26 protein-coding genes and 1 tRNA gene are annotated in these 23586 nt (G+C 63.4%); 12 read left to right on the forward strand and 15 right to left on the reverse strand.

Features of this window, described 5'->3' with window-relative positions:
* Positions 1-80: 80 nt before the first annotated feature.
* Entirely contained in the window at positions 81-1049 is a 969-nt protein-coding gene (locus J4F42_12265; protein ID MCE2486283.1) for a 2-hydroxyacid dehydrogenase, read from the reverse strand.
* Between the two features lie 127 nt (positions 1050-1176).
* Here J4F42_12265 and J4F42_12270 point away from each other — a divergent pair, with 127 nt between their 5' ends.
* The 6 genes from J4F42_12270 (at position 1177) to J4F42_12295 (ending at position 9394) form a co-directional block, all read left to right on the forward strand.
* Complete coding sequence (locus tag J4F42_12270) at positions 1177-1965, forward strand: enoyl-CoA hydratase/isomerase family protein (GenBank protein ID MCE2486284.1); 789 nt, start codon at positions 1177-1179, stop codon at positions 1963-1965.
* A 61-nt stretch (positions 1966-2026) separates the two neighbouring features.
* Positions 2027-2851 (forward strand): enoyl-ACP reductase, encoded by an 825-nt coding sequence (locus J4F42_12275; GenBank protein ID MCE2486285.1) that lies wholly within the window; start codon positions 2027-2029, stop codon positions 2849-2851.
* A 15-nt stretch (positions 2852-2866) separates the two neighbouring features.
* Positions 2867-4030, forward strand: coding sequence for a beta-lactamase family protein (locus J4F42_12280; protein ID MCE2486286.1), 1164 nt, complete (start codon positions 2867-2869; stop codon positions 4028-4030).
* Positions 4030-4653: a DUF2760 domain-containing protein gene (locus J4F42_12285; GenBank protein MCE2486287.1), complete on the forward strand. Its 624-nt coding sequence runs from the start codon at positions 4030-4032 to the stop codon at positions 4651-4653. Before J4F42_12280 ends, J4F42_12285 begins: the two co-directional genes overlap by 1 nt.
* Positions 4646-6526: an Hsp70 family protein gene (locus J4F42_12290; GenBank protein ID MCE2486288.1), complete on the forward strand. Its 1881-nt coding sequence runs from the start codon at positions 4646-4648 to the stop codon at positions 6524-6526. Before J4F42_12285 ends, J4F42_12290 begins: the two co-directional genes overlap by 8 nt.
* A 54-nt stretch (positions 6527-6580) precedes the next feature.
* Positions 6581-9394 carry an Hsp70 family protein gene (locus J4F42_12295; GenBank protein ID MCE2486289.1) on the forward strand — a complete coding sequence of 938 codons (2814 nt, stop codon included), beginning with the start codon at positions 6581-6583 and terminating at the stop codon, positions 9392-9394.
* Positions 9395-9415: 21 nt separating this feature from the next.
* Here J4F42_12295 and J4F42_12300 read toward each other — a convergent pair whose 3' ends face one another.
* The 10 genes from J4F42_12300 to J4F42_12345 form a co-directional block, all read right to left on the reverse strand.
* Entirely contained in the window at positions 9416-10411 is a 996-nt protein-coding gene (locus tag J4F42_12300; protein ID MCE2486290.1) for a quinone-dependent dihydroorotate dehydrogenase, read from the reverse strand.
* 164 nt (positions 10412-10575) lie between these two features.
* A complete protein-coding gene (locus J4F42_12305) occupies positions 10576-11679 on the reverse strand; it encodes an amidohydrolase (GenBank protein ID MCE2486291.1) in 1104 nt (367 codons plus the stop codon).
* Between the two features lie 232 nt (positions 11680-11911).
* A complete protein-coding gene (gene rnc / locus J4F42_12310) occupies positions 11912-12616 on the reverse strand; it encodes a ribonuclease III (protein ID MCE2486292.1) in 705 nt (234 codons plus the stop codon).
* A 4-nt stretch (positions 12617-12620) separates the two neighbouring features.
* Positions 12621-13997, reverse strand: coding sequence for a tRNA (N(6)-L-threonylcarbamoyladenosine(37)-C(2))-methylthiotransferase MtaB (gene mtaB, locus J4F42_12315; GenBank protein ID MCE2486293.1), 1377 nt, complete (start codon positions 13995-13997; stop codon positions 12621-12623).
* A 3-nt stretch (positions 13998-14000) separates the two neighbouring features.
* The gene (gene mnmA / locus J4F42_12320) at positions 14001-15128 is read right to left on the reverse strand and encodes a tRNA 2-thiouridine(34) synthase MnmA (protein ID MCE2486294.1); all 1128 of its coding nucleotides are present in this window, start codon (positions 15126-15128) and stop codon (positions 14001-14003) included.
* A 46-nt stretch (positions 15129-15174) separates the two neighbouring features.
* Positions 15175-16338 (reverse strand): cysteine desulfurase, encoded by a 1164-nt coding sequence (locus J4F42_12325; protein ID MCE2486295.1) that lies wholly within the window; start codon positions 16336-16338, stop codon positions 15175-15177.
* 6 nt (positions 16339-16344) lie between these two features.
* Positions 16345-16995 carry a protein-L-isoaspartate(D-aspartate) O-methyltransferase gene (locus J4F42_12330; GenBank protein ID MCE2486296.1) on the reverse strand — a complete coding sequence of 217 codons (651 nt, stop codon included), beginning with the start codon at positions 16993-16995 and terminating at the stop codon, positions 16345-16347.
* A complete protein-coding gene (gene surE, locus J4F42_12335; GenBank protein ID MCE2486297.1) occupies positions 16986-17738 on the reverse strand; it encodes a 5'/3'-nucleotidase SurE in 753 nt (250 codons plus the stop codon). Before surE ends, J4F42_12330 begins: the two co-directional genes overlap by 10 nt.
* Positions 17739-17807: 69 nt before the next feature.
* A tRNA-Pro gene (locus J4F42_12340) sits at positions 17808-17881 on the reverse strand.
* A gap of 101 nt (positions 17882-17982) precedes the next feature.
* Positions 17983-18597 (reverse strand): Uma2 family endonuclease, encoded by a 615-nt coding sequence (locus tag J4F42_12345; GenBank protein ID MCE2486298.1) that lies wholly within the window; start codon positions 18595-18597, stop codon positions 17983-17985.
* Positions 18598-18734: 137 nt separating this feature from the next.
* Here J4F42_12345 and J4F42_12350 point away from each other — a divergent pair, with 137 nt between their 5' ends.
* The gene (locus J4F42_12350; protein MCE2486299.1) at positions 18735-18917 is read left to right on the forward strand and encodes a type II toxin-antitoxin system RelE/ParE family toxin; all 183 of its coding nucleotides are present in this window, start codon (positions 18735-18737) and stop codon (positions 18915-18917) included.
* Between the two features lie 12 nt (positions 18918-18929).
* Positions 18930-19232, forward strand: coding sequence for a HigA family addiction module antidote protein (locus tag J4F42_12355; protein ID MCE2486300.1), 303 nt, complete (start codon positions 18930-18932; stop codon positions 19230-19232).
* Positions 19233-19339: 107 nt separating this feature from the next.
* Here the strand turns inward: J4F42_12355 and J4F42_12360 are convergent, their stop codons facing one another.
* Together J4F42_12360 and J4F42_12365 are read right to left on the reverse strand one after the other, a co-directional pair.
* Complete coding sequence (locus J4F42_12360; GenBank protein ID MCE2486301.1) at positions 19340-19594, reverse strand: type II toxin-antitoxin system YafQ family toxin; 255 nt, start codon at positions 19592-19594, stop codon at positions 19340-19342.
* A complete protein-coding gene (locus J4F42_12365; protein ID MCE2486302.1) occupies positions 19587-19796 on the reverse strand; it encodes a hypothetical protein in 210 nt (69 codons plus the stop codon). The genes J4F42_12360 and J4F42_12365 overlap by 8 nt, the downstream gene beginning before the upstream one ends.
* A gap of 285 nt (positions 19797-20081) precedes the next feature.
* Between J4F42_12365 and J4F42_12370 the strand changes: the two genes are divergently transcribed.
* Both J4F42_12370 and J4F42_12375 read left to right on the forward strand, forming a co-directional pair.
* The gene (locus tag J4F42_12370) at positions 20082-20519 is read left to right on the forward strand and encodes a type II toxin-antitoxin system HicB family antitoxin (protein MCE2486303.1); all 438 of its coding nucleotides are present in this window, start codon (positions 20082-20084) and stop codon (positions 20517-20519) included.
* A gap of 17 nt (positions 20520-20536) precedes the next feature.
* Entirely contained in the window at positions 20537-21580 is a 1044-nt protein-coding gene (locus tag J4F42_12375) for a TatD family hydrolase (protein ID MCE2486304.1), read from the forward strand.
* 54 nt (positions 21581-21634) lie between these two features.
* Here the strand turns inward: J4F42_12375 and J4F42_12380 are convergent, their stop codons facing one another.
* Positions 21635-22015 carry a hypothetical protein gene (locus tag J4F42_12380; protein MCE2486305.1) on the reverse strand — a complete coding sequence of 127 codons (381 nt, stop codon included), beginning with the start codon at positions 22013-22015 and terminating at the stop codon, positions 21635-21637.
* 41 nt (positions 22016-22056) lie between these two features.
* Here J4F42_12380 and J4F42_12385 point away from each other — a divergent pair, with 41 nt between their 5' ends.
* Both J4F42_12385 and J4F42_12390 read left to right on the forward strand, forming a co-directional pair.
* A complete protein-coding gene (locus J4F42_12385; protein MCE2486306.1) occupies positions 22057-22437 on the forward strand; it encodes an SDR family oxidoreductase in 381 nt (126 codons plus the stop codon).
* Between the two features lie 9 nt (positions 22438-22446).
* A complete protein-coding gene (locus tag J4F42_12390) occupies positions 22447-22683 on the forward strand; it encodes a hypothetical protein (protein ID MCE2486307.1) in 237 nt (78 codons plus the stop codon).
* Positions 22684-22747: 64 nt separating this feature from the next.
* Here J4F42_12390 and J4F42_12395 read toward each other — a convergent pair.
* Positions 22748-23586 (reverse strand): SDR family oxidoreductase (locus J4F42_12395; GenBank protein ID MCE2486308.1); only part of this gene is annotated, 839 nt, incomplete at its 5' end.

Genomic DNA, 23586 nt, shown 5'->3' on the forward strand with positions numbered 1-23586 from the left:
TAGGTTGCCCGTTCGAAGCAGCCCCTGATGACGGCGCCCAGCCGGCCATGACTCAAGATAGCGTGAAAATGCTCTAGCCACTAAAAACTGGTCACTGATGGATTGGCACAGTTCAGCGGTGCCTGTCCGTGCCTGACCCGGTTCACATTCTCGGCCACTCTTTTGCCGATGCCCCCCAGGCTCAGGTCGGTGGCCCCACCGAAGTGCGGGGTGGCAATCACATTATACGAAAAGATCGGGTCGGTCGGATCGAACGGTTCCTGCCAGAACACGTCGAGGCCGGCGCCGGCGATCCGCTCGTCTTTGAGCGCAGCCACAAAGGCGTCGTAGTCCAGCACCGGCCCGCGCGCGACGTTGATGATAAACGCGCCGGGCTTCATACGGGCGAACTCAGCAGGGCCGATCAGGCCGCGCGTCTCATCGTTCAGGGGGGGCGCGACAATGACAAAATCGGCCTGGCCCAGCACCTCGTGCAGGTCGTCGAGCCGGCCGTGAAAATCGACCCGGACGGCGTTTTCTTCGGGCGTGTCTTTGGGGCCGCGTTTGGAGATGGCCAGGATTTTGTCCATTTCAAAGCCGGCCAGACGGCGGGCAACCTCGCGGCCGATGCCGCCATAGCCGATGATCGCTGCGGTGCGGCCCTTGAGGGTGCGGCCCATGGGGGTGCCGAGCTTTTTTTGGGCGATACTCTCCTGAGCCCGGGGGTAGTGGCGGGCCAGGGCGAGCATGAAAAACAGGCTCAGTTCGGCCACCGATTCGGCATTCCCGGTGCCCGCGCTGGGCACATTGGCGACGTACACCCCGGCCTGGGTGGCGGCCGGAATATCGACCGAATCCAGCCCGGCACCGTACTGTTGGACCAGCTTGAGCGTTGGCGAGGTAAAGGCTGCCGGGCCGATTGGTGACACCGTTGGAATCAGCACATCGGCCTGCTGGGCCATCTCGGCGACCTGTTCGGGCGCGCAGTCCAACACCTCGTCGTCCGGTAGCTCTTTTTGCAGCCCGTTTCTGATATAGGCCAATCCCTGACGGCAGAAATAGATACGCATAGTCGTTCTTCCCTTGATCGTTGGGGGTGTGTGACAGATAATGAGCCGCCTGAGCACAAACGGAAGGAAGCCTGATCTCCGACCACAGGAATCTGTTATCACGCTTCCTTTTGAAGGAGGGGCCACTATGGATTACAGTCGTTATCATCACCTGAGCGCCGAACGCAAGGACAAGATTCTGACCCTGGCCTTTAACCGGCCGGACTCCTTGAACGCCATCAATGCCGAGCTACATACCGAACTGTCGCACATCTTTGCCGATATCGCCCACGACCAGGAGACCGAGGTGGTGATCCTGACCGGCAAGGGCCGGGCTTTCTGTGCCGGCGGCGATATCAAGTGGTTTCAGGACATGACCGGACCCCAGCTCGACGCCCTGTTCACCGAGGCGCGCAAGATCATCATCGACATGTTGGAGGTCGAGCAGCCGATTATTGCCGCGATCAACGGTCCGGCGACCGGTCTGGGAGCGACCCTGGCCCTGTTCTGTGACGTGATTTATGCCGCCGAAAACGCCAGGATCGGCGATCCACACGTCCGGGTCGGGGTCGTTGCCGGTGACGGCGGGGCGATCATCTGGCCGTGGCTGGTCGGCGCGGCCCGGGCCAAGGAGTTTCTGATGACCGGCGACCTGGTGAGCGCCGAGGAGGCCGAACGCATCGGGTTGGTGAACCACGTGGTGCCCAAGGAGGAACTGCTGGACCGGGCGACTGCGTTTGCCACCCGCCTGGCCAACGGTCCCAGCAAGGCGATTCGCTGGACCAAGGTGTCAGTCAATAAGATTCTGCGCGACACGGCCAACCTCGTCCTGGACACCTCTCTGGCTCTGGAGAAGCACTGCTTCCATACCGAGGATCATCAAGAGGCCATTCGTTCCTTTGTGGAAAAACGCGAGCCCAAATTCACCGGCAAGTAAAAGATAATCGCGATTTCATTTTCCATGATCGGTTATCACGATTCCTTTTTAAGGAGCCCCGATGAGCCAGACACCCAACCCGCTCGGCAGCCTGCTCGATTTCTCCGGCAAAACCGCTCTGGTCGCCGGCGTGCTGGACGAACACTCGATCGGCTGGCCAATTGCCAAGCTGCTCAACGACGGCGGGGCACGGGTCGCCCTGTCGATTCAGCGCAAAGCCGTGCGCCGCATGCTGGGGACGATCCCCGAGCAACTCAACAACCCGCTCATCCTGGAGTGCGACGTGAGCAAGGACGAACAGCTTGAGCGGCTGTTTGACGAGTTGGACCGGGAATTCGGTCGGCTCGATTTCCTCATTCACTCCGTCGCCTACGCCCCGCTGCAGTCTTTTCAGCAGCGTTTCCTGGACATCGGGCGGGCCGATTTTCAGCTGGCCATGGACGTCAGCGCCTACTCGCTGATCGGGCTGGCGCACGGCGCCTTTCCGTTGATGAAGGAGCGGGGCGGCTGCATCCTGGCCATGACCTATTATGCCGGCGAGAAGGTCATCCCCGGCTACCAGCTGATGAGCATCACCAAGGCGGCGCTCGACAATATCATCAGAAATCTGGCCTACGATCTGGCCCCCCACCGCATTCGGGTCAACGGCCTGTCGCCCGGTCCGACCGCCACCAAGGCCGGGACGAGTATCCCCGGCTTTGACATCATGCAGCACCACATGCAGCAGTTTGCGCCCCTGCAGGCGGAAATCCTGAACTCCGATACGGGCAAGGCCGCGCTGTTTCTGTGCAGTCCGCTGGCCGAGAAGATTACCGGGGAAATTGTCCACATTGACGGCGGCTATAACATTCTCGGCATGTCGGTCCAGCGGCCGCCGGTCGAATAAACAGGAGGAGACACTGTGCAGACTGTTGATCCTGGTACCGTCGGGATGGATCCCGAGCGTATTGAGCATCTGTTTGGGCATATTGAAAAGATGAGGGGCGAGAGCTGGCTGTTCGGCGGCGCCTTTCTGCTGGCTCGGCGCGGCAAGATCGTGGCCGCCCGGGGGGTCGGCCAGGTGGAACCGGAAACGGGCCGGCCGGCCAGGGTTGACGATATCTTCTGTCAGTTCTCGACCACCAAGCCGATCACCGCGACCATGTTGCTGATGAAGGCCGACCGGGGCGAGGTGCAGCTGTACGAGAAGGTGTCGGCCTATATCCCCGAGTTCGGGGCGGCCGGCAAACGGCATACTACGGTCGCCCAGGTGCTGACCCATACGGCCGGCTTCCCGACCATGCCGCTGGATTGGCCGATGGCCAAATGGGCCGACTGGGATGCGACCATCGCCCGGCTGTGCGCCCAGCCCCTGGAATACGAGCCGGGCGCGGCCGTCCACTACCACGCGCTGACCGGCTCGTGGATTCTGGCCGAGATCGCCCGGCGGGTGGACGGCGGCTCACGCAGTTTTGCCCAGATGTGCGAGGACGAGCTGTACCGCCCGCTGGGCATGCACGACTCCCACATGGGCGTCCGACCCGATATGCACGAGCGCCGGGTTCCGCTCCAGGCTCTGGACGAGGGTGGGGCGCCGTTTCCCCTGGCCTTTCTGGAAGCCTTCAACCGGCCCGAGATTCAAAGCGCGGCCATTCCGGGCGGGGGATCGTACTCAAGCGTGGGCGACATGGCTCGCTTCTACCAGATGTGGCTGAACCGCGGTGCGTTCGACGGCGTGCGGCTGCTGAGCCCGGCCATGGTCGAGCTGGCCACCACGATCCACACCGGAGACCTGGAGGATCGCCTGTTGGAGCCGATTCGGGTCGCCCGCCAGTGGCCCAAGGCGCCGGCCAACAGAGGGCTCGGCTTCTGGCTGCGCGGCAGCGGGATTTTCCCCACCTACTTTGGCTCCCTGGCCTCGCCGCGTACCTTCGGCCACGCCGGCGCGAGCAGCATCATGGCCTGGGCCGACCCGGCCCGCGAGCTGATTTTTGTCGGCATGACGAGTGGGCTCATCGAGGAGCCCCGGAGCATCACCCGCTGGCACGTCCTGTCCGACCTGGCCCAGGCGTGCGTGGTGGAATGATGGCAGATACACCGACACGGCGTGCGCTGGTCCTGATCGGGCTGCTGCTGGCAGGGCTGGCGGCCGGAAACTACGTGCTCTTACCCGCTGGTGCCGCCGTCGTGTACTTTGTCGGCGCTCCCCTTGTGGTGGCACTCCTGCTGCTGCTGATACTACCGCGGCTGCTTACCGCAGAGCGCGAGCCGCCGGCGCCGAGCGCAGTTCCGGCTGAGACGCCAGACCCTGCTCGGCCGTCGAAACCCGACTCGGCCGCCGCCGTCCAACTCCTGTCGCTGTTGCAGCGGGACGGCCGTCTGGTCGATTTTCTGCGGGAAGACATACAGTCCTATGACGACGCCCAGATTGGCGCGGCTGTCCGTACCATTCACCAGGCGTGTCGCCAGGTCCTGACCGAGCACCTTCAGCTGGAGCCTGTGCTCAGCGGACGGGAAGGGGAAGAGGTCACCGTTCCGGAAGGCTTTGACCCCTCAGCCATTCGTCTGACCGGCAACCTCAGCGGTCAACCCCCGTTCCGCGGAGCGTTGCGACATGCCGGCTGGCGGGCCAGCCGGGTCACGCTGCCGGACCAGCCGGCAGGACACGACCCGCGCATTGTTGCCCCAGCCGAAGTCGAGATTGCCTAACCCCTTCCTGTGTATGACCTGCTCCCGCTACATCGTCGGCATTGATCTCGGCACCACCAACTGCGTCGTCGCCTACGTTGATACCCAAGGGGCGGATACCCAAAAGGTGGAGACCCAAGGAGCGGAGACCGAACCGCCCGCCATTCGGCTGTTCCAAATCCCTCAGCTGGTGACGCCCGGCAACGTGGAAGAGCGCGACCTGCTGCCGTCTTTTTTGTATCTGCCCAGCCCGCAGGAACTCCCCCAGGGGAGTCTGGTTTTGCCCTGGACGGATGAGCTGTCTTTTGCGGTCGGCACCTTTGCGCGAACCCGAGGCGTGGAAGTTCCCGGGCGGCTGATCTCGTCGGCAAAGTCGTGGCTGTCGCATGCCGGTGTTGATCGGACCGCCCCGATCCTGCCGTGGGGAGGCGAGACGAACAATACGGCGCTGCAAAAAATGTCCCCGCTGGCCGTCTCGGCCCAGTATTTGCGGCATATTCGCCTGGCCTGGAATGCGGCCATGGCCCAGGACAGTCCCCAGCACAGCTTGGAAAGCCAGGAGGTCTTTCTCACCGTTCCGGCCTCTTTTGATGCGGCGGCCCGCGAGCTGACCGTCCAGGCTGCCGAACAGGCCGGCCTGCCGTCGGTGACCTTGCTCGAAGAACCCCAAGCCGCGTGTTACGCCTGGATTGAGGCGACCGGGGACAGGTGGCGCACGCAGGTCCGGGTTGGAGACGTCATCCTGGTGTGCGATGTGGGTGGAGGCACGACCGATTTCAGCCTGATCGCGGTGTCGGAAGAGGCCGGCGAGCTGGTACTCAACCGTATCGCGGTCGGCGACCACATCCTCCTCGGCGGCGATAATATGGATCTCAGCCTGGCCTATGGCGTCCAGCAGCGCCTGGCCGCCGAGGGCACCAAGCTCGACGCCTGGCAGTTCCGTGGGCTGAGTCAGAGCTGCCGAGCGGCAAAAGAGCATCTGCTCCAGGCCGAGCATGTCGAGAGTCAGGCTGTCACCATTCTCGGCCGCGGCAGCGGGGTGATCGGCGGCAGCATCCGCACAGACGTGAGCTACGAGGAGGTCGAAGCCGGTCTGGTCGATGGGTTCTTCCCCCGCAACAGTATTGCCGAGCGACCCAAGACGAGCCGTCGGGTCGGGTTTCAGGAGATGGGGCTGCCCTACGCCGCCGACCCGGCTATCACCCGCCATCTGGCAAAATTCCTGAGCCAGCACCGCTCCCCAGACAGCCCGCATAGCTTTGTCCATCCGACAGCGCTGCTGTTTAACGGCGGGGTCATGAAGGCTGATGCGCTGCGCCAGCGTCTGACCCAGGTCCTCGACGGGTGGCTCGGGCAGGAGGGCGGAGACGCCGTTCGAGTCTTGGCCGAGACCGCGCTTGACTACGCGGTAGCCCGAGGGGCGGCGTATTATGGACTGGCTCGGCGTGGAACCGGGGTCAGGATTCGGAGCGGCACGGCACGGGCGTATTATATCGGCATTGAAACCGCAATGCCGGCGGTCCCGGGCGTGCCGGCACCGCTCAAGGCGCTGTGCGTGGTCCCGTTCGGTCTGGAAGAAGGCAGCCAGAGCGATATTCCTGGTCAGGAGTTCGGTTTAGTGGTTGGCGAGCCGGCGCAGTTTCGTTTTCTCGGTTCAAGCACACGGCGCGCCGACCAGCTCGGGGATCTCATCGAAGAACCCGGCGATGATATTGAAGAACTCACGCCGCTGGAGACCAGCCTGACCTGGACCGGCCAGGAGGGCGTCATGGTCCCCGTGCGCCTGCATACCCGGGTGACAGAGGTCGGCACGCTCGAGCTGTGGGCGGTGTCGCGGGATGAAACCCAGCGCTGGAAGCTGGAGTTTAATGTGCGGATGGAGGGGGAGGAGTAAGGCTGCGTCCGGCACTGCACGCTTGCACTCGGCACGCTCTGCGAACCCCTTGCGATGGCCTTCTCCCGCTACATCGTCGGTATCGATCTCGGGACAACAAATTGTGCGGTAGCCTATCTCGATACCGCGCCGTCCTCCTCCTCGGCCTGTGTCCAGTCCTTTCCCCTTCCCCAGCTCGTCAGCGAAGCCACAACCGCAGCCCGACCTACCCTGCCCTCATTCCTGTATGTACCGGGGGAGCATGAACTGCCGGTCGGCAGTCTCCGGTTGCCCTGGGACAACGAACGGACCTACGCCGTGGGCGAATTTGCCCGGGTTCAAGGCGCCCGTGTCCCCGGGCGTTTGCTGGCCTCCGTCAAGTCCTGGCTCAGTCATGGCGAGGTGGACCGCGAAGCGGCTATCCTGCCCTGGGACGGTGCGCCCGAGGTGCCCAAGCTCTCTCCGATTGAGGCGTCTACCCGCTATTTGCTGCATATTCGAGAAGCCTGGAACCACGAGATGGGACCGGACCGGGCTTTGGACGCCCAGCAGGTGATTCTGACTGTCCCGGCTTCCTTTGACGAGGTCGCTCGGGAGCTGACCGTCCGGGCTGCTGAGCAGGCAGGATTACGCCAGGTCACCCTGCTGGAAGAGCCGCAGGCCGCCTTTTACGCCTGGTTGTCGGCCCATGCCGAGACGTGGCAGGCGCAGCTGCGGGTCGGGAGCCGCATCCTGGTGTGCGACATCGGGGGTGGCACGACTGACCTGAGTCTGATGGCCGTGACGGCCGGGCCCCGCCAGCTTGAGTTGCGGCGCGTCGCCGTTGGCGAGCATCTGCTGCTGGGCGGCGATAATATGGACATCGCGCTGGCCCGTCTGGTCGAGCAGCGTGTGACCAAGGGCGGACGCTTGGACGCCCAGCGTTGGCACACGCTGTGTCATCTGTGTCGCATGGCCAAAGAAGATCTGTTTGCGGATGCCAATCGAGACCGTATCAGCCTCAGCCTGACCGGCCGTGGCAGCGCGGTTGTCGGGGGCACGCTGACAGACCAGCTGACCCGCGATGAGGTCGAGAGCGTGGTCCTGAATGGCTTTTTCCCCCGCCTCGACAAAGACTGTGAGCCCCGACGCGACGCGCGTGCCGGCCTGCAAGAGTTTGGCCTGCCGTATGCCAGCGAGCCGGAGATCCCCCGTCATCTGGCGCTCTTTTTACGCCGGCACGCCCCGGCTGATGCGGCTGAGACCATCGCCCGGGCCGATGCCGTCCTGTTCAACGGGGGCGCCCTGGCGCCCCTGGCCATTCGCCAACGTCTGCTCGATATCCTGTCCGACTGGTGCTCGCCCGCCGCCGCACCGGCCTGGCGACCCACTGTGTTGCGCAATACCAGCCTTGACTTGGCGGTTGCCCAGGGAGCGGCCTACTACGGCCTGGTCCGACGCGGCCACGGTATTCGTATCGGCGGGGGGAGTGCCCGCGCCTATTATATCGGGATTGGCGGACGAGCTGCCGCTCCCGGCCACGACGCTGAGGAAACGGTTTCGCTGCTGTGCCTCGCCCGGCGCGGTATGGAAGAAGGGGAAGAGGTCCACCTGAGCGCGCCCGAATTTGCAGTCATCACCAATCAGCCGGTGAGTTTTCCTTTATACGCGTCGAGTGTGCGCCAGGCAGACCAGCCCGGAGCCGTGCTGAGTCTGCCGACCCAAGAGGTGTCGGCCTTACCGGCCATTCGGACAGTCCTCCGTTTTGGCAAGAAGTCGCGCAGTGTCAAAATCCCGGTGGTGGTCTCGGCCCGCTTCACCGAGGTCGGGACGCTTGAGCTGTGGTGCGAGGCGCGCCAGACCGGGCATCGCTGGCGTCTGCAATTTCAGCTGCGGGACGAGGGGAGTCCGCCTGGGGTGTCCGTCCCGCCGCAGACCGGTGTCAGGCAAGAGCACCTTGTCGATGAGGAGCGTGTGGCCGAAGCGCGGCAGCTCATTCAGGCCGTGTTCACCCGCTCAGACGCTCCCCACAGCCTGACCCGCCGGCTCGAACAGGTACTCGGTACGGTCAAAGAGAGCTGGCCGCTGGGCACGATCCGCGCACTGTGGGAAATCGTCTTGGCGGCACAGGACGGCCGCCGCCGCAGCCCGGAGCACGAAGCCCGCTGGCTGAACCTGAGCGGGTTTTTGCTCCGTCCCGGATTTGGCCAGGCTGCGGATGAATGGCGCGTCCAGCAGCTGTGGGCACTCTACCCCCAGGGACCGGTGCACAAAAACGCCGTCCAGTGCCGGGTCGAGTGGTGGACGGTCTGGAAACGGATTACGGGAGGACTCAGTCGCCAGCAGCAGACCGTCGTGTATAACGACATTGCGCCCTGGGTCTTGCCCGCCATGAAAAACAAGATCAAATCCGGCCGTTCCAAGGTCGGAGCCCAGGAACGACGTGAAATGTGGCAAGTCCTCGGCAGTTGCGAACGGCTCCAGGCCGAAGCCAAGGCCAAGCTGGGCGAAGAGCTGGTACGCTTCGTGGCAAAAGGCAAAGCCTCAAACCAGGAGACCTGGGCCTTGTCGCGTCTCGGCGCCCGCTCCCTCATCTACGGCCCGGTCAACTGTGTGGCTCGGCGCGAAGTGGCGACAGCGTGGGTCGAAAAGCTATTACGTGGAAAAGCGCGCAACAGCGCGGCCGTTGCTTTTGCCCTGGGGCAGATCGCCCGGTGTACTGGAGACCGGACACGCGACCTCGACGAATCCCTCCGCCAAGAAATTGCGGCTCATTTTTCGACGCTTCAGACCGGACAGCGCCTCGCCCGACAAGTCTTGGAGATCGTCCCCCTCGAAGCCCAGGAACAGGCTCGCATCCTCGATGAGTCTCTGCCGGTGGGCCTACACATACGAAGCGGAGAGGCGTGACGGCCGACAGGGACGAGGCTGTCAGACCTTGCTGCCCACGGCGTCACGAATAGTGCTCAGGCCCTGCCTGTCAAGAATCCGGCTCAGACCCTGGGCAATCCGCCGGGGCAGAAACGGCCCTTCATAGATCAGGCCCGTATACACCTGAACGAGTGACGCTCCGGCACACATCCGTTCATACGCATCCGCGGCCGAGAAGATGCCGCCGACGCCGATGAGGGGCAGCTTGCCTTCGACAGTCTGAAACAGGCTGCGCAGGACTGCGGTCGCCCGCTCGGCCAGCGGCCGCCCGCTCAGCCCGCCGGCCTCATTGACCGGGCTGCGTAAGCCCGGCCGCTCAGTCGTGGTATTGGTGGCAATCAGACCGGCAACGCCAACGTCAAGCGCCAGCCTGGCAATCTCCTGAATTTCGGCTTGGCTCAGATCGGGCGCAATTTTGACCACAATCGGTTTGGGGCGTGCCTGCGTCTGTTGGGCGAGTTGGGCGGCCTGCGTGATAAGGGCTTCGAGCAACTTGGCCAAGCGATCGACCTCCTGGAGCTTGCGCAGTTCGGGGGTGTTGGGCGAACTCACATTCACGACAAGATAATCCGCAAACGGGAGGAGGAGGGCGCTGCTCTCCAGGTAGTCATCGACCGCGTCTTCGAGCGGCGTCGTCCGAGACTTGCCAATATTGATACCGAGGGGAATGGGACACCGTCGGCCCGTCAGCAGCCGGCCCAGCCGCCGGGCGGCGGCGGCCGCCCCGTCATTATTAAAGCCCAGACGGTTGACACACGCCCGGTCCTCTTCCAGGCGAAAAATCCGTGGCTTGGGGTTGCCCGGCTGGGCGTGGGCGGTCAGCGTTCCCAGCTCGGCAAAGCCGAAGCCTAGGGCTGACCAGGCCAGCGGCACCTCGGCGTTTTTGTCATACCCGGCGGCCAGACCGACCGGATTGGGGAAACGGATACCCCACACCTCCTGGCTGAGCCGGGGGTCGCTGGGCGGGCTTGGTTGGAGCGGCGCGGCCTGAACCAAGTGCAGGGCCTGGAGCGCCAGACGATGGGCGTGCTCGGGGTCGAGCGAGAAGAAAAACGGACGCAGGAGGGGGTAGAGCTTGGCGGGAGGGGGAACCGTCGGACACCGGGCCGAGAGGCTGTCCCGGCCCGGTAGAGATGCAGAAGGCGGGTCGGACGGTCCCGCTAGCCCAGCCCGTACAGACTCGCGCAGTTGGTCGAGATCATCTTCTCGACCTCGTCTTCGGGCACGCCGGCAAAATCGCGCTGAATCACTTCCTGCGACTTCGGCCAGGTCGAATCGGAGTGCGGAAAATCCGAGGCCCACATCAGGTTTTCGACCCCCACAAACTCGCGGGTCAGCACCCCGATCCGGTCGTCCTGAAAGGTGGCGTGCGCCTGGCGCTTGAAGTAGAAGCTGGGCGGCTGGGGAATGACCGCGCCCTTCTCCAGATACTGATACTTCTCGTAGGCATGATCCATGCGTTGCAGATAATGGCCGATCCAGCCGATATCGTTTTCGGCCGAGATGATCTTCAGGCTGGGAAAGCGCTCCAGCACCCCGCCAAAGATCATATCGCTCAAGGACCGTTCCAGGGCGTGGGGCAGGCAGGGATAGCTCTTCATCACGCTGTCCCCGATGCCGCTGCCCTTGCGACCGGTCAGAATATGCAGGGCCAGCGGCAGGCTCGCGTCCTGGGCTGCGGCCCACAGGGGGTTCCAGACCGGATTGTCGTACGGCCGGTCGTCGGGCGGGATGCCCCAGATCAGGCCGCCTCTGAGGCCCAGCTTGGCGCTCCGCTCGACCTCGCCGACGGCCTGCTGCACGTCATCCATGGGAATCAGGGCGATGCCGGCAAACCGGCTTGTATCGTAGCTGCAAAACTCGGCCAGCCAGTCATTATAGGCCCGAAAGCTGGCCGCCCGCAGCTCACCGTCCTCAATGCCGTACAGCATCATGCCCAGGCTGGTGTACAACACCTCGCCGGCCACGCCGTCAATGTCCTGGTCCTTGACCCGCTGTTCGGGGTCCCAGGCGCCGGGCCGTACCCCGGGATAGCCCTTGCTCATCTCGTCCGAGTAGGCTCTGGGGTCAACCCCGGCAACGGCAAAGGCCGACACCGAGAAGGGCTGGAGTCCCTCGCACACGAAGAAGTCACCCTTGATCCCGTTGGCTTCCTTGATGATATGCGGCGCCCGGTCGCGAAAACGGGCGTCCATGCGTGACGTCCACACGTCGGCCGGTTCAACGACGTGGGAGTCGGCGGAAAAGATTTGTGCTGATCTCATGTAGCCTCCTTGGCTGTGGTCTTATGCGGCGTCTTCAGCCCCACCCCGGGATCGTAGCCCCGAGTCGGGGGGAGGGTCAAGCTTGGTGTGTCGGGTGGCGCCTCAGTCGGATCTCTGTGCCTGAGAAAATCCCCCTCAATTCCCTTTCGGCAAAGGGGGAAGCGCGAAACGCAGGAGGATTTCAGGGGGTGGAGAGGTGGCCTTGTAGGGGCGGGTTTGAAACCCGCCCCGACTATCCAGCGTCAGCCTGATTTTGCAGCACGGCCAGGGTCTGCGAGGCGGCCGCCTGGTGGGCGCTTTTTTTGCTCGGTCCCTCGCCCCGGCCGTAGGCTTTGCCGGCGATCATGACCTGGCTGACAAAGCGCTTCTGATGGTCGGGGCCGGTGACCTCCACCACCTCATAGGTCGGGGTCTGCTTGAAAATCTTCTGGGTCAGCTCTTGCAGGCGGGTCTTGCTGTCAAATTGGCCGACGGCCGGTTTGTGTTCGAGGTCTGGAGCGAAGTGGTCGGCCACCAGTCTGAACGCCGGACCAAAGCCACCGTCCAGATAGACTGCCCCCAGCACGGCCTCATACGCGCAGGCCAGGATAGAGCCTTTTTGCCGGCCGCCGCTGCGCTCTTCGCCCCAGCCCAGGCGCAGCCAGCGGCCTAGGGACAGGACCTCGGCTTTTTCGGCCAATACACGGGCGTTAACCAGGGCGGCGCGCATTTTTGACAGCTCGCCCTCACGCGCCTCGGGAAAACGGTCAAAGAGCAGATCGCTGATCGCCAGGTCGAGGACCGCATCGCCCAGGAACTCGAGTTTTTCGTTGGTGTCCTCTCCCGGTTCGAGAGGAAAGGAACGGTGCGTCAGGGCCAGGCTCAGCAGCTCGCGGCGGCGGAAGCGATAGCCGAAACAGGCCTCGAACTCGGCGGAGGATGGCTGGCTGTCCGGCATGGGCTCAGGGCTCGCGGCTCGGCTGCGGCGCGTCGGGGGAAACGATCATTCCCCGCAGACTGTCGGCGCCGAGGTGGCTGAGGCGGACCGGCAGTTCGCGGTTCATGCACGCGTCGTCGCCCGCAGCCAGAACCCGCAGATAGTTGCGGCTGTAGCCCTTGAGCAATCCGGTGGTCTTATCGCGGCTGTGCTCGAACAGGACCGGCACGGTGTGGCCGACAAACCGGGCGGCAAACGCGGCTTTCTTACGCGCGCCAAGCTGACGGACCTGACGCGCGCGGCGGGTAATGGTCGGCTTGGGCACGCTATCGGTGAACTTCGCCGCAGTCGTGCCGCTGCGGACGGAGTACGGAAAGACATGAAAATAAGTAAACGGGCTGTCTTCGAGAAACCGATAGCTCTGGCTGAACTCGTGCTCGCCCTCGCCGGGAAAGCCGACAATCAGATCGGTGCCCAGCGCGGCCTGGGGCAGGGCGTCTCGTAGACGGGCCAGCACATCGCCGGCCAGGGTCCGGTCATAGCGGCGACGCATGCGGGCCAGGGTGCGGTCGTCGCCCGACTGGAGGGGAATATGCAGGTGGGGGCAGACGGTCTGGGCCTGGGTCAGGAGGTCGATCAGCGCCGGGCTGAACTCGTGCGGGTCGAGCGAACTGAGCCGGACCCGAGGGACCGGTTTGCGCTCTTCAATGGCCGCCACCAGCCAGGTCAGGTCGATCTGCGGGTCGAGGTCGGCGCCATAGCCGCCGAGGTGGACGCCGGTCAGGACGACTTCCTGAAAATCCCGCTCGGCCAGCAGGTCGAGCTGCTCAAGGACGCGACGCGGGGGGACGCTGCGGCTTTTGCCGCGCGACATGGGCACAATACAAAAGGTGCAGAACAGGTCGCAGCCCTCCTGGATCTTCAGAAACGCCCGGGTCTGAGGGGTAAACGCTGCCCCCTTCAGGTGGGCGTCATTGTTTTGAAACGTCTGGGTGCCGAAGGTCTCGATACGGGACGCTTTACGCACATTGCTGACGGCGACGGCTTGGGGCAGCTCGGCGGTTACGGCCCGCAGGATGTCGTCCGGGCGGTTGAGGCCGATGACATAGTCAACCTCGGGCAGACGGGCGATGGCCTGGGGCGCGACCTGGGCATAACAGCCGGTCATGATGATCCGGGCAGCAGGATTCCGGCGTTTGGCGCGGCGGGCGAGCTGGCGGCTCTCGGCGTCGGCCTGATTGGTGACCGTGCAGCTGTTGACGATATACACATCGGCCGTGTCGGCAAACGGCACCAGGCGGTGGCCGGCCGCGCTGAGCCGATCAGCAATCGTTGCCGTATCGTACTGGTTGACCTTGCAGCCCAGGGTGGTCAGGCCAATTCTGAGAGCGGCTGATGGCATGGCTTACACGCCTCCCTCTATCCACCCGCCGCCCAGGACGTGGTCGCCGGCGTAAAAAACAACCGCCTGTCCGGGGCTCACCCCTGGACAGCCGTGCTGGAACCAGACCGTGGCCGTGGCGTCCGGGCCGGGTACGATGCGGGCTGGAATCGGCGGATGGCGGTAGCGAATCTTGACCTCGGCCCGCAGCTCCTGGCTCTGGTCGCCGGCGACCCAGCTGACGTCTTTGGCGTACAGGCCGGGGGTCCGTAGCTGGTCCTTGGTGCCGACCGTCACCCGGCCCGTGTGGGCGTCGATGTTCGAGACGTACACCGGCTGGGCCAGACCGCCGATGCCCAGGCCGCGGCGTTGGCCGATGGTAAAGCGATGAATGCCGCCGTGCGAGCCGAGCTGTTGTCCGGTCTGGTCGACCACCTCGCCGGACCTGAAACGCTCGGGCGACAGACGCTGCTCCAGAAAGCGGGCATAGTTGCCGTCGGGCACAAAACAGATGTCCTGGCTCTCGGGCTTGTGGGCAATCCGCAGGCCGAGCGCGTCCGCCTTGTCCCGAACCTGGGCCTTGGTCAGCTGCCCGACCGGAAACAGGGTCCGGGCCAGCTGCGCCTGGCTCAGCGTAAACAGAAAGTAGGACTGGTCCTTGGCCCGGTCGGTGCCGCGCCACAGCTGGTATCGGGCTGTATCGGCGTCATAGTGAATCCGGGCGTAGTGACCGGTGGCCACATACGTGGCGTCAAGCTCTCGGGCTCGCTGCCACAGCAGGTCGAACTTGAGATCGCGGTTACACAGCAGGCACGGGTTAGGGGTCCGACCGCGCAGATATTCCTCGCTGAACACGTCGATCACCCGACTCTGAAAGGCGTCTTTGAGATTGAGGACGTAGTAGGGAATGTCCAGCTGTTCGGCCACCCGCCGGGCGTCTTGAAAATCGTCAATCGAACAGCAGCTGCCCTCGTGGCCGTCGGCAGTGCCGGCCAGCAGCATGGAGATGGCGATGACCTCATAGCCGGCCTCGACCAGCAGGGCGGCGGCAACCGCGCTATCGACCCCGCCGCTCAGGGCGGCCAGTACGCGCCGACCACTGCCGGCGGCCTGGGGCTGAGTAGTGAGGGCGTGGTTTTCCGTCTGGCTCATGTCTTCTCTCTCAAAATGTGAATAATGATCTCTTTCTGTGAAGTCGTCATGCTCGTCCGCTTGTCTGCCCCGCCGCCCGGACCCGCTCGACGATACCGGGCAGGACGGCCACGACCCGGTCAATATCCTGCCGGGTGGTGTCTTTGCCCAGGCTGAAACGAATCGCGCTCTTGGCCGCCTGTGCGTCGTGTCCGAGCGCCAGCAGCACGTGCGAGGGTTCAACCGAACCGGCGGCGCAGGCCGAACCAGTCGATACGGCAATGCCGGCCAGGTCAAGCCCCATCATCAAGCCCTCTCCCGAGGCGCCTGGAAAGCCGAGGTTGAGGGTATTGGGCAGACACTGCTGGCGGGGTGTGTTGCGGACCACGTCGGGGACGCTGCCCTGAACCCCGGTCCACAGCCGGGCGGTCAGCTCGGTCAGCCGGGCCGATACCGCTGTAAGCTCGGCCTGGGCGCGAACGGCCGCGACCCCAAAGCCGACCGCAGCGGCCACATTTTCGGTGCCGGCCCGTTTTTCGCGCTCCTGCGGACCGCCCTGCAAGACGGGCACGAGGCCGGTGCCGTGGCGCACATAGAGCGCCCCAACGCCCTTTGGTCCGTGGATTTTATGGGCCGACAGGGACACCAGATCCGCGCCCAGCTCCTCCATATCGAGTGCCAGCTTGCCGGTCGCCTGCACCGCATCAACGTGCAGGACAAGCCTCCGCTGGCGGGTCAGCCGGCTGCACGCCGCAATCGGTTGCAGGGTGCCCAGCTCAGGATTGGCCAGACCGATACTCACCACCGCGGTGTCGTCACGCAGGGCGGCGGCCAGATCGTCGGCCCGTATCCGCCCCTCCCCATCGACCGGCAAAAGCGTGTGGCTGAAGCCCTCCCGGCTCAGGGCCTGGACGCAGGCGAGGACCGATGAGTGCTCGACCGGGGTGGTGATGATATGGGTCTGGGTCGGAGTCTGGGCGCGGGCCGCTCCGATCAGCGCCAGGCTGTTGCTCTCGGTCCCTCCACTGGTGAACAACACCTCGGCCGGTTTGGCCCGGATGCAGGCCGCAATCTGCTCCCGGGCTTCTTCCAGCCCCTGCTTGGCCCGCCGTCCGGTCCGATGCACGCTGGACGGATTGCCGAAGTGGGTGTGCAGGTAGGGCAGCATGGCTTCGAGCACGTCCGGCCGCAGCGGGGTGGTGGCGTTATGGTCCAGATAGATCTGTTGCATGGACGTTCAGGCCGACTCCCAGCCGTGCTCGCCGCGAAGTTTGACGAAGCGGCACTCGCCGCAATACTCTTCGTGGATGCCGCCCGGCTCTTTCCAGACACACACCAGGTTCTGGAGGTCTTCCTCGCCCATGGGGACGACCAGGCGTCCGCCCATGCGCAGCTGATCGAGTAGCGGGCGGGGCAGCCCCGGGGCGGCCGCGCCAATCACCACCGCGTCAAACGGGGCGTGCGCCTCCCAGCCCAGGCTGCCGTCTCCAATATGGACCTCTACACTGTGATAGCCCAGCTCGTGCAGGGTCTGCCGGGCTCGGGTGGCCAGGCTGGAGCTGATTTCCACCGAGTACACCTCGGCTCCCTGTTCGGCCAGGATGGCGCTCAGATAGCCCGAGCCGGTGCCGACTTCGAGCACCTGTTCGCCGGGGGCGAGTTTCAGCACCGCAGCCATGTGGGCGATCATATGCGGCTGAGAGATCGTCTGGTCTTCGCCGATGGGCAGCGGGTGGTCCTCGTAGGCCCGGTCCCGCAGGTGCTCCTCGACAAACAGATGGCGCGGCACCTGGCGCATGGCGTCCAGGACCAGCGGGTCGTTCAGCCCCCGCTCAAGCAGCTGCTCCTGGACCATTCGCTGCCGGGCCTGGGTGTAGTCTAGTGCCATGGCAGCTGGGTGCCCCGCATGGTTTGCAAAGCCTGATAGTTGGTCAGATCGACGTGCAGCGGGGTGACCGAGATATAGCCCTCGTTGACGGCAACACAGTCGCTGCCCTCCTGGGGGTCAAAGCCCAGGTCGTCACCGCTGATCCAGTAGTAGTGTTTGCCGCGTGGATTGGGGCAGACCTCGATCTTCTCGCCATACAGACGTTTGCCCTGGTGGGTGAAGCGGTAGCCCTTGAGTTCAGAGCGGTCCAGGTTGGGAACGTTCACATTCAGCAGGGTATTGGCTGGCAGGCCGTTGGCGGCGACATGGGCGGCCAGGCTGGCGGCAAATTCGGCGGCTGGGCCAAAGCGGTAGTCGGTCCGCAGGCCGACGACTGACACGGCCAGCGATGGAATGCCCAACAGCGCCCCTTCGATGGCCGCCGCGACCGTACCCGAGTAGGTAATATCATCCCCCAGGTTGGGGCCTTTGTTGATGCCCGACACCACCATATCCGGCCGGACCGGCAGAAAGCCCTTGACCGCCAGATTCACGCAGTCGGTCGGCGTGCCGTTGACCGCAAAGCGGCGCGGTGCGATTTCGTCAATACGCAGCGGACGATGCAGGGTCAGGGCATGGCTGACGGCGTTCCGCTCCCGGTCGGGCGCCACGGTATACACCTCACCAACGCGCTTCAGGGTCTCTTCGAGCGCCAAGATACCCTCGGAGTGGATACCGTCATCGTTGGACACCAGAATGTGCATGCCTGCATTTCAGCAGAAAGCCGGAAGAAAGAAAAGGCGATTGGCCAGCCAACCGCCTTTTGCAGAACGTCGGGGTGAGCCGATTTGAACGGCCGACCACTCGCACCCCAAGCGAGTGCGCTACCAGACTGCGCCACACCCCGTTATGTGTGCCTGTCATACCCTCTGTAAGACGGAGGGGTCAAGTGCCTGTGAAAAGACTCCGTTCATCATTCAGCGTTCTGCATTCAGCATTTTCTTCCGCCTAGCCTTGCCGCGCCCGCAGGCGCGCCAGTTCTTCGCGCAGGCGCGTGTTTTCCGTCTCGGCTTCCTGCCGGGCGGCTTCTGCCTCTCGTCGGGCGGCCTCGGCTTCGGCGTGGGTCCGCAGGCGCTCTCCGGTCTGGGAATCGTACAGACGCAGCCGACTCTCTTCGACGACCAAGTCCAGACCTAAGACTTTACTGGCCAGGCGAGGTCCGACCAGGGGGATATAGTCGCCGCCCTGCAAGCGAAACCCGCGCAACTGCGGCGTCAGGCTGCCGTCGAGCGGATCGAAAAGAAAATACTCGGCCACGCCCAGGTCGGCGTAGATGACCCACTTGTTGCCCAAATCTTCCACTTTGGTGTGGCGCGAGGTCAGCTCGATCACGACATCCGGGGCCTTTTTCTCGACATCCAGGTTGTAGATACGCCGAAGCTTCTTTTCGATCCCGCGGACGACAAAGATGTCGGGACTGATTGATTGAGGCTCACCCTCGGGGTCGCGGAAGTAGAAGAAGATATTGCCGGTTACATAGACGCGCGGGTCGGCGCGGTAATACTCCTCCAAACAGTCCAGTAGCTCGATCATCTGGCTACGATGCACATCGGTTTCGGCCATGGGTTTGCCATCCGATTCCGGCAGATACTCCGTCTCCGGGAGCGGAGACGGGGAGGATACGTCGCGTCGTACTTCTCGGGGGGTTGTCATGGCTGCCACCGCCTGCCTTTTCTGTATGCTAGGACGAAACATAGCGGCTGACAAGCCAAGAACGGCATCGAGTTATCCTTGCCGCATTGCCTGGCAACCGTTTTGAAGCCCTGAAAGGGGACCGAAAGGGCCAGTACAGCATCCGCATCAACGACCAGTGGCGGTTTTGCTTTGAGTGGCCGGACGAGTCCCCGGGGCCTGTGAGGGTAGAGATCGTTGACTATCATTAAGGAGACATCGTTATGTCCGTGGACGCAATCCATCCGGGGGAACACTTGGCTGAGGAGTTAAAAGAACTCGACATGAGCGCCGCCGCGCTCGCGCGACACCTCAAAGTGCCCACCAACCGCATTACCACAATCCTCGACGGGCAGCGTGCCGTCACCGGTGACACCGCCCTGCGCTTGGCCCATTTTTTCGACACCAGTCCGGAGTTCTGGCTGAATTTGCAGAAACTCTACGAGCTACGGCTGGCCGAGCGGAAAGCTGGCAAAGACATCGGAGCCTTGCCAATGCTCAAGAGCCGTAAGGTCGTGCGCGCCTGAAGAGTAGGGGGCGAGGAGGTCAGCCTAGTGTAGCGTAAGCCGACAAGCCAAGGTGTTGCGTCACGCCTCCGGCTTATCCAACCCACAGAACTCCAGCTGAACAGGTCTTAATGAGTGCCGGTTCTGATGAGTCGTATTTCTTCCCCATCCTCGTCCCAAATGAGGAGCCAGTCAGGTTCGATATGACACTCCCAGTTGGGGGCGAGTGATCCACTTAAACGATGACAATTATTGCGCGGATCGAGGGGTGTTGCCGTCTGAATTTTCTTGATGATCTCTTCGAGCTTGGTGATGTCCTTCCCTCGGCTCTTTGCTCTTTTGATATCTTTTTTGAACTGAGTGGTAGGACGCAGTTTACGCATCGTCAAGATCGGCCATCATGTCCTCAACCGTGTCGTAGCTCGTCAAGCCCTCTTTTGTCCGAGCCTGTTCGAGGGCTTCCAGCGTTTCCGCATTAGGGATCCTTGCCCTCTTGCTCCGTTGAGGGGAGGGGCTGTGCTCTGTTGATCCGTGTACGCCCTTAGCAGAGAACCCGTCAGAAGTGCCCGATTTGTTGTCCGCCATACGCTCCCTCCTGGTGTTATGTAGGGATGCTATACATCGGGGTATAGCACCCGACTGGAATCATGAATCGGTCGGGGCTGTCAACCATTGCAGCTCCAAGCGAGCCATGAGGAGCTGGACGCATGCCGTTTCTGCTCATGACTTGACTCCCCATCAATGTCGGTGAACGATACGGAATTCATTAGACGCGCTAAACGCTACGCGAGGAAGACCGGGCAGGAATGTCGTTTTGAGCCGGGCTCAAACAGCTTCAGATCGAAAGGCGCGACTTCTGAGGTAGGGATCATGCAATACGTCTATCCATGTAATCTCACCCCTGACGTCGAAGAGGGCGCAGGATACGTCGTCACTTTCCCCGACGTTCCCGAGGCCATCACCGGCGCACGAACCAAAGAGGAATCCCTTGTGCTGGCCGAGGACGCCTTAGCCGTCGCGCTCGGCGCGTACGTCGAGAACCGTGAAGACATCCCCATTCCAAGCACTGCCGTAGACGGCCAAGTCTTGGTTGCCCTCCCATCCATCGTTGCCGCCAAATTGGCGCTCTACACGGCTATGCGCCGCCAAGGTATGACCAATGTGGCCCTGGCCGAGCGTCTGGGCTTGAGCGAGTCCGCGGTTCGTAGGCTGATTGATCCTCATCATCGTTCGCACATCGGCAGCGTTGAAGCGGCCCTGCGCGCCGTTGGCCGTGGCTCAGTTGTGGGAGACCGGGCGATAGCGTGACGCACGGAGGAAGAGCAATGCAAGGCAAAGTGATGACCGTTCTTGGCCCGATTGAGCCCGACGGCCTGGGGATTACCCTGACGCATGAGCACCTGCTCAGCGATCTCCGGGTCTGGTGCGAAGAACCCGAAGACGAGGAGCAACAGGCGTTCGCGCACGCGCCGGTGGAAATGGCGACCCTCGGCGCCATTCGTCGGGAACCGTTTGGCAACCTGGATAACTGTGTCCTGGATGACACCTCCCTGGCGATTGAGGAATTGCGCCGGTTCAAGACTGCCGGCGGGAGCAGTGTGGTGGACTGTACGAATAACGGCCTTGGCCGCACGCCGCTGGCCTTGGCCGAAATTGCCCGGGCGACCGAGATCAACATCGTGATGGGCTCCGGGTACTATATTGGCCGTTCCCACCCCTATGACATGGCTGATCGGTCGGTTGCAATGATCGCCGATGAGATTGAACACGACCTCATGCACGGCGTTGCCGATACCGGGCTGCGCTCCGGTCTCATCGGCGAGATCGGCACCAGCTTCAAGGTCCGCGACAACGAACACAAGGTGTTGCGCGCCGCCGCCCGCGCCCAGCGTCGGACCGGCGCGCCGATCAGTGTGCATCTGCTGCCGTGGCAGAAAAACGGGACCCAAGTCCTCGATATTCTTGAGGGCGAGGGCGCAAATCCGCATCAGGTCATACTGTGTCATCTCAGCCCGACGAGCGACGACCTGGCGTATCATACGACTCTGGCCACACGTGGCGCGTATGTTGAGTACGACTTCTTTGGCATGGAATACTACGTGGACAGCGTTGGCCGTTACCTGGGCTCGGACGCCGGGAGTGTCGTTGCGCTGAAACGGCTGATCGACGCCGGCTGTCTGGAGCGGCTGCTGCTGTCGCACGATATTGCGATGAAGGTCCAACTCACCCGCTACGGTGGCTGGGGCTACGCCCACTTGGTCGAGAACGTGGTGCCCATGCTGGGTCGCAGCGGACTCAGCGCCGAACAGATCGACACCCTGATCGTGGCCAACCCCCGGCGCGTACTGACGTGGGGTGCGCCGGTGTAAGCGCGGGCACAAAAAGGTAATCGTGATAACCGATCATGGAAAATGAGATCACGATTACCTTTGCTCGAAAACGAGCCCACGCCCGCCTGCGCCCGTGAAAGGAGGCAAAAGATGGCCGGCAGACTGACGGATAAAATTGCGCTTGTGACCGGTGGCGCTTCGGGGATTGGGCGGGCGACGGTGCTCCGCTTTGCCGAAGAGGGGGCTGCGGTCGTGGCCGCCGACCGCAACCCGGGCGGTCTGGAACAGACCAAAAGCCTGGCCCAGAAAATCAGCCCGGATATCGAGACCGTTAGCGTCGACGTCTCCAAATGGGATCAGGTCGAGCGTATGGTTGATGCTGCGGTGGCACGTTTCGGTCGTCTGGACGTGTTGGTCAACGCGGCCGGGGTCCTCATTCTGACGCCGCCGCTGGCCGAAGTCGATGAGCGGCACTGGGACCTGATGATGTCAACCAAAAAGCCGCCATCCCGGCCATGCTGCAAAACGGCGGCGGCTCAATCGTCAACATTGCCTCCATGGCCGGGGTGCAGGCCTACAGCCAATCCCTGCCGTATGCGGTCAGCAAGGCTGGCATCATCCACCTCAACTCGGTTGCCGCCAGCCAATACACGTCTCAGGGCATTCGGATGAACTGCATTGCGCCTGGTTTTGTGGACACGCCGCAGGCGCGCGGCAGCACCCAGAGCACCGAAGCCATACAGAAAGCGGCCCGTCATCATCCCCTGGGCCGCATTGGTCAGCCCGAGGAGATTGCGAACACGATTCTCTTTCTGGCCTCTGACGAAGCGTCCTACATCAGCGGTTCGACCTTTGTTGTGGACGGCGGCTCGTGGTCGGTTGCCAGTCGGCTGTAAGGGGGGAGTATGGAAAAGCTCATCGAGATTAGCAATAAGGCGGTGGCGGATTACGGCTTTCGGCAGATCGTCCAGTGGAGTCCCGACGATATCGTCGCCCAGTGGCAGCTCTCAGACCGCGAGGCGGAACTCCTCACCGGTGTCATCAAAGATGAGCTGGACCGCCTGCCGATTCCGGTCGAGCCGCCGCAGGTGCTGCAGGAACAGGAGCGGGTGGCCGGTGTCATCCGGCAGGCGCTGGGTTGAGGATCGGCCTTTATGGGGCGGCTTCACCGCTCTGGACTGGCAGCCTACAATCGGGTAGGTCGGCTTACGCCTCCGGCTCATCCGACCTACGTGCCTCTGACTGGACCGCTTCCTCGGCGGTCATGACCACCACGTCGCCCGGCCCGGCGCTGACCTCGCCGCCGTCGACCACATAGGTCATGCTGGTTGCAAACGTCCCGGCTGGGCTGGCCAGGAAGAGGGCCAGACCGGCGATCTCGTTCGGCTCGCCCACCCGCTTCTGCGGGTTGATCGGCGAGCCGCTGGTCTCAACCGCCTCGACCAGGTCCTTTGCCAGCTCGGTCCGAATCAGGCCCGGCGCGATGCAGGTCACCCGAATTTTATCGGCCGCCCACTCCTTGCCCAGGAGTTGGGCCATATTGATCAGGGCCGCTTTGGACAGGGCATAGGTGCCGATGCCCATGGACGGTCGGACACCCTCATTTGAGGTAATGTTAATCACCACGCCCCCGCCGCGCTGACGCATGGATTTCCGACACAGGCGGGCCAAGTGCAGCGGCGCCCACACATTGGTCCGCATCACCCTGAGGAAATCCTTTTCGTTTTCCTCGGCCAGGGTCACCAGTGAAGCGCCGGCGGCGTTATTGACCAGGATATCGACGCCGCCGAACTCCTCGACCGCGGCCTGATACAGCTTGTCACAGTCCGCGCTGACCGACATGTCTGCCTGTACGGTCAGGACGCGGCGACCCGTCGCCACAACATCCTGTTTGGCCTGCTCCAGGGCTTCCAGTCCGCGCGCGGCAAGCACCAGGTCGGCGCCGTGCTCGGCAAAGGTCAGCGCAATCGCCCGGCCGATGCCTTTGGAACCACCGGTCACAATGGCGACCTTGCCGTCCAGAGAAAAATCAACGATGCCCATAT

The sequence above is a fragment of the Desulfurellaceae bacterium genome (genome assembly GCA_021296095.1).
Taxonomy (GTDB): Bacteria; Desulfobacterota; Binatia; order Bin18; family Bin18; genus JAAXHF01.

Bases quoted from the DNA above. Each gene is read 5' to 3' on its own strand.
- J4F42_12275 (MCE2486285.1), top strand. From the start codon at position 2,027: ATGAGCCAGACACCCAACCCGCTCGGCAGCCTGCTCGATTTCTCCGGC.
- surE (MCE2486297.1), bottom strand. From the start codon at position 17,738: ATGCACATTCTGGTGTCCAACGATGACGGTATCCACTCCGAGGGTATC.
- J4F42_12370 (MCE2486303.1), top strand. From the start codon at position 20,082: ATGCAATACGTCTATCCATGTAATCTCACCCCTGACGTCGAAGAGGGC.
- J4F42_12355 (MCE2486300.1), top strand. From the start codon at position 18,930: ATGTCCGTGGACGCAATCCATCCGGGGGAACACTTGGCTGAGGAGTTA.
- rnc (MCE2486292.1), bottom strand. From the start codon at position 12,616: ATGCCGGACAGCCAGCCATCCTCCGCCGAGTTCGAGGCCTGTTTCGGC.
- J4F42_12295 (MCE2486289.1), top strand. From the start codon at position 6,581: ATGGCCTTCTCCCGCTACATCGTCGGTATCGATCTCGGGACAACAAAT.
- J4F42_12325 (MCE2486295.1), bottom strand. From the start codon at position 16,338: ATGCAACAGATCTATCTGGACCATAACGCCACCACCCCGCTGCGGCCG.
- J4F42_12360 (MCE2486301.1), bottom strand. From the start codon at position 19,594: ATGCGTAAACTGCGTCCTACCACTCAGTTCAAAAAAGATATCAAAAGA.
- J4F42_12270 (MCE2486284.1), top strand. From the start codon at position 1,177: ATGGATTACAGTCGTTATCATCACCTGAGCGCCGAACGCAAGGACAAG.
- J4F42_12305 (MCE2486291.1), bottom strand. From the start codon at position 11,679: ATGAGATCAGCACAAATCTTTTCCGCCGACTCCCACGTCGTTGAACCG.
- J4F42_12385 (MCE2486306.1), top strand. From the start codon at position 22,057: ATGCTGCAAAACGGCGGCGGCTCAATCGTCAACATTGCCTCCATGGCC.
- mnmA (MCE2486294.1), bottom strand. From the start codon at position 15,128: ATGAGCCAGACGGAAAACCACGCCCTCACTACTCAGCCCCAGGCCGCC.
- mtaB (MCE2486293.1), bottom strand. From the start codon at position 13,997: ATGCCATCAGCCGCTCTCAGAATTGGCCTGACCACCCTGGGCTGCAAG.
- J4F42_12345 (MCE2486298.1), bottom strand. From the start codon at position 18,597: ATGGCCGAAACCGATGTGCATCGTAGCCAGATGATCGAGCTACTGGAC.
- J4F42_12285 (MCE2486287.1), top strand. From the start codon at position 4,030: ATGGCAGATACACCGACACGGCGTGCGCTGGTCCTGATCGGGCTGCTG.
- J4F42_12390 (MCE2486307.1), top strand. From the start codon at position 22,447: ATGGAAAAGCTCATCGAGATTAGCAATAAGGCGGTGGCGGATTACGGC.
- J4F42_12365 (MCE2486302.1), bottom strand. From the start codon at position 19,796: ATGGCGGACAACAAATCGGGCACTTCTGACGGGTTCTCTGCTAAGGGC.
- J4F42_12330 (MCE2486296.1), bottom strand. From the start codon at position 16,995: ATGGCACTAGACTACACCCAGGCCCGGCAGCGAATGGTCCAGGAGCAG.
- J4F42_12375 (MCE2486304.1), top strand. From the start codon at position 20,537: ATGCAAGGCAAAGTGATGACCGTTCTTGGCCCGATTGAGCCCGACGGC.
- J4F42_12265 (MCE2486283.1), bottom strand. From the start codon at position 1,049: ATGCGTATCTATTTCTGCCGTCAGGGATTGGCCTATATCAGAAACGGG.